General features: G+C 37.2%; 6 protein-coding genes. 5 read left to right on the forward strand and 1 reads right to left on the reverse strand.

Translation table 11 applies throughout. From position 1 onward, the window contains the following. Nucleotides 1-419: 419 nt before the first annotated feature. Entirely contained in the window at nt 420-1,190 is a 771-nt protein-coding gene (locus FCJ93_RS24450; RefSeq protein WP_137744917.1) for a hypothetical protein, read from the reverse strand. Between the two features lie 845 nt (nt 1,191-2,035). On the opposite strand from FCJ93_RS24450, the gene FCJ93_RS24455 reads away from it, so the two are divergent. The 5 genes from FCJ93_RS24455 to FCJ93_RS24475 form a co-directional block, all read left to right on the forward strand. After that, nucleotides 2,036-3,589 carry an ABC-F family ATP-binding cassette domain-containing protein gene (locus FCJ93_RS24455; RefSeq protein WP_095314873.1) on the forward strand — a complete coding sequence of 518 codons (1,554 nt, stop codon included), beginning with the start codon at nt 2,036-2,038 and terminating at the stop codon, nt 3,587-3,589. 288 nt (nt 3,590-3,877) lie between these two features. Next, nucleotides 3,878-4,762 (forward strand): putative selenate ABC transporter substrate-binding protein, encoded by an 885-nt coding sequence (locus FCJ93_RS24460; protein ID WP_137744918.1) that lies wholly within the window; start codon nt 3,878-3,880, stop codon nt 4,760-4,762. Nucleotides 4,763-4,791: 29 nt separating this feature from the next. After that, nucleotides 4,792-5,544 carry a phosphonate ABC transporter ATP-binding protein gene (locus FCJ93_RS24465; RefSeq protein WP_095314875.1) on the forward strand — a complete coding sequence of 251 codons (753 nt, stop codon included), beginning with the start codon at nt 4,792-4,794 and terminating at the stop codon, nt 5,542-5,544. After that, nucleotides 5,544-7,166: a PhnE/PtxC family ABC transporter permease gene (locus FCJ93_RS24470; RefSeq protein WP_095314876.1), complete on the forward strand. Its 1,623-nt coding sequence runs from the start codon at nt 5,544-5,546 to the stop codon at nt 7,164-7,166. Before FCJ93_RS24465 ends, FCJ93_RS24470 begins: the two co-directional genes overlap by 1 nt. Nucleotides 7,167-7,306: 140 nt before the next feature. Then, nucleotides 7,307-7,520, forward strand: a 214-nt coding sequence (locus FCJ93_RS24475) for a helix-turn-helix domain-containing protein (protein ID WP_137744919.1), incomplete at its 3' end; no start/stop codon positions are given.

The raw sequence follows: 7,520 nt of genomic DNA on the forward strand, positions 1-7,520 counted from the left end.
GGAGTCCTCCTTGGTTAACTAAGTTAGGGGTCAATTCTGCAGATTTGACACCCCATATCATACCAAGAGGGCTCTTTTTTGTTCAAGTCCCCGAAAATCTTTCTAACAGGAATGCTCCTTTAACATTTAAATTAAACTTTATAAAGAATTATATAATAGTTTCATATTTTTTACGCATCGTAGTACATTTCAATTCCATTGATTTAAATCATTCTTATTTTATGAAATTTCATGTGTTTAATAATAAGTCCAATCATAAGTAGAAAATAAAATCCTACAAATAATCAGAAGAGATTAGTTAAAGATTTTTTAATTATCTTTACTAACCTCTACTCTTAAATTGATTTCATTCAACTTTAAAAATGAGTACATTTTTTATAATAAAATTAAGACTAATTTATGTTCTTCTCTTCTCTTTTTTAATAAGTAAGTGTAAGAGCATAAGATTTTGTATCAGTAGTTGTAGTAGGGGTAATTCCTAATCCTGCTGGATAAACAGAGACAGTAATTGCACCACTTATGCTTTTATGCCCATATTCTAGTTTAATATTCATATCGCCATGAGTTGTATTTCTTACGTATACATACTGACCTACATAACCTTTATGTAATGTAAAATCACTAAACTTACGAAGATCATATGAACCTGCAACGCCTGCGTTTGCACTCCAATCACTTGGTGAATATTTAATTGCAGTATCTACCCATTTTCCATTCCCATAAAAATCATAAGAGTAACGATGTTGATGTTGAGTAATTGATCCATTACTTGTTGGTAAGATAAACCCTGAACTAGATGGAAATCCAATAGTCATTTTATCTACTAGTGTATAGAATGGAGATTTTAACCATCTATAATTTCCATACATATAGTATTTGTTATAACCAGAACGGTCACTTGTAACTTTGTAAACTGTACCGCCAAGTTGAATATCAGCTGATGGAATAGTGCCTAGAATACTAACTTGCTCACCATTTGATTCATCATTCTCTTGTTCGATATTTTCATATACTGTCTTAGTAGACTTTAATTCAGCTTTATTACTCACTAACTCTTTAGCCACTTCAACAGGCAATTCTTTAATTTCTTCTTCGGTATGCCCTACAACATTAAGAAGATAGTCATACTCTTTTTTTGTTAGACCTTCTTGTTCTTTCTCAGCTGCGTGCACTACTAATGCAAAATCCAAAACACATTGCTAAGGACATAAATAAAATTTTTAATCCTTTCATAATACCTCTCCTTTAAGAATTATTTAACAGTATCAATGTGTTATTGCTCTTTAAATATTCCTCCTTTTTACTAGGAATAATACCTCATTTTAATTTAATTCTATTAAAATATTAAAATACCTTCTTTTTTCTCAAATATTTACATTATATTTCTGTGTCATTTAGCACCGATTCAAAATAGTACTTTTATTAAAAAAGATTTTAGTATATTACGATCAGCAATTTATGGCATATCCCCTTATAAATGAGGTTTTGGTTGCCTTGATGACAACCTTTTAGTTTTTAAGGTTATTATTTTATCTTTTGGTCTTTTTTCCCTTTTTTTGGGGTGGTGGATGGCTGGGGTGTGGGGCTAGCCCCACTAGCGTATCTGAATATGGTTAAAAGAATTTATCACAAACGAAAACACTGGCGGTTTGGCAGGTACAATGGTCAGAGCAAGTCGAACTCCGTAAATCCTCGTTTTGGGTAGTTCGGCTTGGCGATAGTCCCACACCTGCCAAAATGCGGAATGCAAGGGGAAAAGGGTGGGAATTTTTCGGTGGTCTTTCCGAAAAATACTACCCGAACCATGCATGGAGCATAGACCCTTATATATAGAGTGGTTTCGTATACCACTTTAACATATATTTTTTGTTAGTACACCTATAACGGACAAAAAACTTGCTGAAATTCCTTTTCCAAATGCTGCAATCAGGCTCAAAAGATCTAGTCTTGAGTGGTGGAATTTAGTATGATAGATAAAGTGATTATATTCATTGGTATGCATTTAAAAAGAATTTGAACAAGTGAGGATAGATTTATGAGCCTATTAACAGTTGAAAAATTGAGCCATACATTCGGGGATCGCACCCTGTTTAAAGATGTTTCTTTCCGTTTGTTAGCCGAAGATCACGTCGGTCTTGTCGGTGCAAATGGAGTTGGAAAATCGACTTTAATGAATATTATAACGAAGCAGTTAATTCATGATTCTGGAAAGGTTGAATGGACACCTGGCGTTCATTATGGTTATCTTGATCAACATACGGTATTAACTCCAGGTAAAACAATTCGTGATATTTTAAATGATGCGTTTCTTCCATTGTTTGAGGAAGAAAAGAAATTAAATGAAGTAACGGCTAAAATGGGAGATGCTACTCCTGAAGAATTAGAAATTTTGTTAGAACAAATGGCTGGAATTCAAGATCGTCTTGATGCTGGTGATTTTTATAATCTTGATATAAAAGTTGAAGATGCAGCTAGAGGACTTGGTTTGGATGCGATCGGGTTGGAGCGGGATGTGACGGCGCTTAGTGGCGGACAAAGAACGAAGGTACTATTAGCAAAGCTTTTGTTAGAAAAACCCCAAGTGCTTTTGTTAGATGAACCAACAAACTTTTTAGATGTCGAACATATTCGCTGGCTTGCAGGTTATTTGAAAGAATATCCGCATGCCTTCATACTAATTTCTCATGATACAGAATTTATGAACCAAGTTTCAAATGTTATTTTTCACCTTGAGTTTTCAAAAATGAATCGTTATACTGCAACCTATGAAAAATTTCTGGAATTAGCTGAAATCAACAAAAACCAACATATTAATGCTTATGAGAAACAACAAGAATTTATTAAAAAGCAGGAAGAGTTTATTGCGAAGAATAAAGCGCGTTATTCAACGACAGGGCGCGCAAAAAGTCGTCAGAAACAGCTTGAGAGATTAGAAAGGATTGAACGTCCGGAAACTGCGGTCAAACCGACATTCTCTTTTAAGGAATCACGTAGCAGTTCACGCTATGTATTTGAAGGCACGGATTTTGAAATTGGCTATGACCAGCCGTTATTACCAAAGATGTCTATGACGATTGAACGCGGTGAAAAAATCGCCATTGTTGGTTGTAATGGCGTCGGTAAATCAACGTTATTAAAAACAATGCTCGGAGTCATTAAACCCTTAAGTGGAAAACTTGAAAGAGGCGATTTCCTCTTCCCTTCTTATTTTGAGCAGGAAGTTAAGGCGAAGGATATTACGCCTATTGATGATGTATGGAATGAGTTCCCAGGAATGGATCAGCACCAAGTAAGAGCTGCCCTTGCTCGTTGCGGGTTGAAGAATGAACATATCTCAAGACCTATGAACCAACTAAGCGGCGGTGAGCAAGCGAAGGTGCGTCTATGTAAGCTGCAAATGCACGAAAGTAACTGGCTTCTCTTTGACGAACCAACGAACCACCTTGATATAGATGCGAAGGCTGAATTAAAGCGAGCTTTAAAGGAATATAAAGGGACGGTCGTAATCGTTTGCCACGAACCAGATTTTTATGAAGATTGGGTTACAAAGATCTGGGATGTTGAAAAATGGAAGCAGCAGTTGTCGTAACGGCACTTCGGATAGCTTAAAAACAGAATCTTAGCTGATTAAGCAAGCGTAGAGAAATAAAATCGTTTTTCTGCTCTTGCTTTTTTTGTTTGGTCAAAATCGCTATCGATTTCACATTATATATAAATTTTATGCCCATAAATCCTTTTTTTTATATCGGAAAAATAGTTTATTCCCAATTATAATTATCGATAATATAGATACGAACATACCGAAAATCTCTATTAATTCACTGTTGAATCCACTATAATTACATTGGTCAAGAATTAAACAGCAGGAGGATAAAAAATGAAAAAACGATTAATTTTATCTTTTTCTCTATTAATAGTGCTTGCTCTTTCGGCATGCTCACAAAACGATAAAGAAGAAACAGAAGTAGATTCCAATAAAGTTTTTAACATTGGCGCTATTCCCGACCAAAATGCAGCGGAGTTAAATAGAAGCATGGAGCAAATTGCTGAGTATTTGGCAAGTGAAACAGGATTAGATGTCAAATTTGTTCCATCAGTTGATTACGCTGCTCTCGTTACTGCTTTTGAGCGTGGAGAAGTTCAACTTGCATGGTTTGGCGGCTTAACAAGTGTACAAGCAATGAGCCTTGTTGAAGGTGCAGAGGCGATTGCACAAAGACCTCGAGATGAAGAATTCCATTCTGTTTTTGTGGCGCAAAAAGACCTGCAGCTCGACAGTCTTGAGGATATTAAAGGACTAAGCTTCACATTTGGGAGTGAAAGCTCGACATCCGGCCATTTAATGCCAAGATATTATATGTTGGAAAATGGAATTGATCCGGAGGAAGATTTAGCAGGTGAACCGAATTATTCAGGCTCACACGATAAAACATACAAATTAGTGGAGTCGGGAACCTTTCAGGCAGGAGCATTAAACGAAGCTGTTTGGGAAGGTGCGGTAAAAGAAGGCAAAGTGGATCTCAACAAAGTAGATGTATTTTATACCACACCTGCCTACTATGATTATAATTGGACAATTAATACGGTTGATGATGTATTTGGAGCAGGAACAAAGGAAAAAGTAAAAAAGGCGCTTCTTTCAATGGGTGAAGCACAAAAAGAAATGCTGGATATTTTTGAAACAGATAAATTTATCGAAACAACAAATGAAAATTATGATGCCATCGAGAAAGTGGCAAAAGAACTTGGGATTATTAAGTAAAGCAACGAAGTAATTGGGGTGAGGATGCAGTGGCATCTAGCAATATTATCGAAGCGAAAAATTTAAAGATTCAGTTCCAAGGGAAGATAGCCTTATCTTCCCTCTCTTTCTCTATTAAAAAAGGTGAAAAAGTAGCCTTGATTGGCCCAAGCGGTGCTGGGAAAACAACCCTTCTTAATACGTTGGCTACCATTATAAAGCCTGATGAAGGCGAATTATGGATAGATCAATTAAGTTTCAAGGAAATGCAAAATCGAAAAATGCTCGCAAAAAAACTTGGGATGATTCGTCAACAATTTGATTTAGTCGACCAATTGCCTGTCATTCACAATGTTTTAGCAGGAAAGCTTTCCGATTGGAGTTTATTTAAGTCTCTCCTCTCCTTAATCTATCCGCAAGAGAAGATCTTGGCGATGAATGCATTGGAACGAGTTGGTTTAGGGGATAAATGGTCAGAAAAAACGTCAAATTTGTCTGGCGGTGAACAACAGCGTGTTGCTCTTGCTCGCCTCCTTGTCCAAAAGCCAGAAATTATTTTGGCGGATGAGCCAGTCGCATCACTTGATCCTGCAAGAGCTGAAGATGTGCTGGCAATATTAACAAAGCTGGTTCATGAAGAAAAACAAACCTTAATTACAAGCTTGCATTCGGTAGAATACGCTAAGAAATATTTCACGCGCATCATTGCTTTGAGAGATGGAATGATCTACTTTGACTTACCCGCTCACGAGGTGAGTGCAAAGGATTTGGCCTCCCTTTACGTGTTAAAGGAGAAAGTGTAATGAGGTTGGAGCTTTTCAGCACACACAAAAAAACGTACCTTACCTTCATTTTAATTGGGGTATTTCTTTGGAGTTTATTAGCGGTTAATTGGGATAAAGATCTGTTTCATTCCGGTGGATTAAGCACTCTCTTCCAGATTTTAGAAGCACTGTTTCAGCCTGATTTATCGAAGGAGATTATCCTTCTGGCGATCCAATCAACTTGGATCACCTTATCCTATGCAGTGGCAGGAGTTGGACTTGCTATTGTCATAGCTTTTATTCTCGGAATACTAGCATCGGGGATATTTTTTGAAGCTGGACCGCTCGGTTCCCTTTTTAAAACGATTTTTCGAGGAGTTCTTGGATTTCTAAGAGCGATTCATGAATTAGTATGGGCATGGTTATTTGTCGCATCATTCGGTCTTAGTCCTTTTGCTGCTATTTTCGCCCTTGCTCTCCCCTTTGGCGGAATATTAGGGAGAATTTTCGCAGACATGCTTGCAGATGTTCCGGAAGAGCCTATTCAAGCTTTGAAATCAACTGGTGCATCAAGATGGCAATTGTTTTTTTACGGTTACTTTCCGATTGTGAAAACTGGAATGCTGAGCTATACGATGTACCGGTTTGAATGTGGGATTCGCTCTTCCGCAATCATGAGCTTTGTCGGCCTTGGCGGATTAGGATACCAAATCCAATTGTCTCTCGATGATTTACATTACGATGAGGTCTGGACTTTTATTTTCTTTTTAATCGCTATAGTTGTCTTAATAGATTGGTGGAGCAGTCAATTAAGAAGTAAATGGACTCATTCCACTAAACATTGGTTTCTTCCTTTTTCTTCCCTTCTTACAGCTGGTCTTCTGGTAGGAGCATGGTGCTATATTTATATCGTCGATCGAGCGAGCATAATAGAACTTTTCTCAACAAAGAATCTAGAGTTTGCCAAGAAATTTTTTGCGAATATGTTTGGTTTAGGTGACGAATCTCCGGCATTTTTTAATGGAGAAAGCTGGAAGGCAGCGATTTCCTTGACCTATGATACGTTGCGGATGAGTATCATGGCGATCGGTTTTTCCACTGTGCTCATGTTTTTGACGGTTTTGCCTGCTGCGAGAAATGTTGCAAATGGAAAATTAACTTTAACAAGGCGTTGGTACAACTGGGTTTCCTTCGCTGTAATTCGTGTCGGTTATATACTTAGTAGAGCGATCCCTGAATTGGTTTGGGCGATGATGATCATCTTTATATTTAAACCTGGAATTTTACCTGGAGCTATTGCATTAGCGCTCCATAATTTTGGCATATTGGGAAAACTATGTGCTGAAGTTGTAGAGGATTTAGATGCCAGACCCATTCGTCACTTAGCTTCATCCGGTGCAGGCAAAGGGCAAATTCTTATGTACGGTGTCCTCCCTTCTGTCTTTCCACAATTTCTTACGTATATTCTTTATCGCTGGGAGGTCATCATGAGGACGACTATCATTGTTGGGTTCGTTGGTGCAGGAGGACTTGGTCAGCAATTTAAATTAAGCATGAGCTTCTTCCACTATTCCGATATAACATTGCTGCTTTTCTGTTATATTCTCCTTGTTTGGGCAGCTGATTTTATATCAGAATGGGCCAGAAAAACAGTAAAATAAGGAATTCTTGTCGTGTCATTTTTGCTATAGCGGTTGCAGGTTCTTCTAAAAATACGAAAAGGCAACGAAAGATTGATATGCTCCCCATTAGGTAGACAGATTAAAAAATAAAAATCTGGCTATTTAATGGGGAGTTTTTTATGTCTGAAAGATCCTATCTACCTGAAATAAAATTAGAAATCTTAAAAATGTGGGAAGATGGCACAGCTACATTAGTTGAGATTGGTAAAACCTATAAGGTGAGTGAATCTACAATTAGGAAGTGGAAATACAAATTTGATACATATGGGGTTGAAGGTTTAAAGGAATGTTCAACCTGGAAAAGATACACGAAGGAATTAAAACTATTAGCTG

The organism is Robertmurraya siralis (assembly GCF_005502275.1).
In the GTDB taxonomy this organism is placed as follows: domain Bacteria; phylum Bacillota; class Bacilli; order Bacillales; family Cytobacillaceae; genus Robertmurraya; species Robertmurraya siralis.

Excerpts from the sequence above, each read along its gene's own strand:
- FCJ93_RS24455 (WP_095314873.1), top strand. The coding sequence starts at position 2,036 with ATGAGCCTATTAACAGTTGAAAAATTGAGCCATACATTCGGGGATCGC.
- FCJ93_RS24460 (WP_137744918.1), top strand. The coding sequence starts at position 3,878 with ATGAAAAAACGATTAATTTTATCTTTTTCTCTATTAATAGTGCTTGCT.
- FCJ93_RS24470 (WP_095314876.1), top strand. The coding sequence starts at position 5,544 with ATGAGGTTGGAGCTTTTCAGCACACACAAAAAAACGTACCTTACCTTC.